General features: G+C 35.6%; 2 protein-coding genes. Both read right to left on the reverse strand.

Going from position 1 to position 1,392, the window contains the following annotated elements; genetic code table 11:
• Positions 1-561: 561 nt before the first annotated feature.
• Positions 562-777 (reverse strand): hypothetical protein, encoded by a 216-nt coding sequence (locus DXB43_RS14935; RefSeq protein ID WP_055147993.1) that lies wholly within the window; start codon positions 775-777, stop codon positions 562-564.
• A gap of 12 nt (positions 778-789) precedes the next feature.
• The coding region (locus tag DXB43_RS15220) for a hypothetical protein (protein ID WP_199535105.1) at positions 790-1,392 on the reverse strand (603 nt) is incomplete at its 5' end.

A 1,392-nucleotide genomic window follows, 5' to 3' on the forward strand; every position in this document is an offset into this window, starting at 1 on the left:
CTCTGATAATAACTCATCAGACCAATTAACTGTGAAAAGCCTGCCCGGTACGCTGTCATAGCATCCATTGATACATTTAAATCCGGAACTGTAAGCTGTTTTCCTTCTACCTCACCGGATACCGTTGAAAAAGAATGTACCTTGGATGCATAAACATTGGTATCTAATTTTATCAGCCTGATAATTAGTTACTGATATAGCAGGACTTCCTGTTCTTGCTATCAAAATAGACCTTATAAACTCCAGCATAGAGTCCATATTCTGTGTGTCATTTTGATTTCATCAAACAATAGTTCTGTGTAAGAATGAAAACACCAACTTGAAACAAGTCAGTAAAATCAATGTTTTACAGTACCTTAGAAATAAAATGTCAGACAAATCCTTTTGTATACCTGAGGGCAAATTTCGCCATAAGGAGTCCTTTCCCCTTTAGGTAAATGACAAAAAGCTATTATTAATCTCTGTATGTCATTCACTTCGTGAACAGACAGAGAGTAAAATAGCTTTTTGAGTTAAGGGTTTTGGAGTCCTAAAGTATAACCATAATTAAATTTATATATTTTATTCAACTACATCTTCACCATATACACCATCATTTTGATATTGCAAAATAAGATTATACATTTCTTCAACATCTAATTGGCATAACTCCGCCTCTTCATTTGTAATTTCAATTCTTTTTTTCTTTATCATATGCGCTCCTGCATCATACTGAAGATAATATTGCCCTTTGTTTTCCAGTAGACTAATACCCTCATCTTCTATAATTAACTTCATTTTAAAGCACCTCTATTCAAATAAATGTTTATATGTATATGTTCCTTCTTTCGCCGGATTAATAACTGCTTCTTTTATTCCACCACTTGTATAGCCGCCTGGTTCCCAGTATTCCGGCCATGCACCTAATTCATTGCCAGATGGAAGTCTTAAACTAGATGTGTCCTGAATTGTCACTATAACAGGATTACTTCCTAAATATCCTTTGTCTAATCCCAAAACACTTTCTATTTTAGCCACATCCCCATCTGCGTTTCGAATTATTTCACTTAGTTCATCCCCAGACATTACAAATGTACCACCTTTACCACCAATTGTTCCTGATGGCTCACTTGGCATTATTTTTACCGCACCACTTTTCTTGAATGAATTTAGATGATTATTAATATATTCCTCACTCAAATAAGTTTCTGGTAATGGTTTCTGTCCCTTTGGTGTGCCTTTTATTTTTTCTACTTGTTCAAGTGACAATCCCTCTTCTCTAAGTTTACTCCACGATGAATATTGCTTTCCATCCTCAAATGACATATTACCTAAGTTCGAATATCTACCACCCTTTACAGCCGAACCCACATCCGCATCATTTAATACTGCGCCACCGTCAGTTCCCACATC

Source organism: Roseburia sp. OM04-10BH, from assembly GCF_003462605.1.
Lineage (GTDB): Bacteria > Bacillota > Clostridia > Lachnospirales > Lachnospiraceae > Roseburia_C > Roseburia_C amylophila.

Bases quoted from the DNA above. Each gene is read 5' to 3' on its own strand.
- DXB43_RS14935 (WP_055147993.1), bottom strand. From the start codon at position 777: ATGAAGTTAATTATAGAAGATGAGGGTATTAGTCTACTGGAAAACAAA.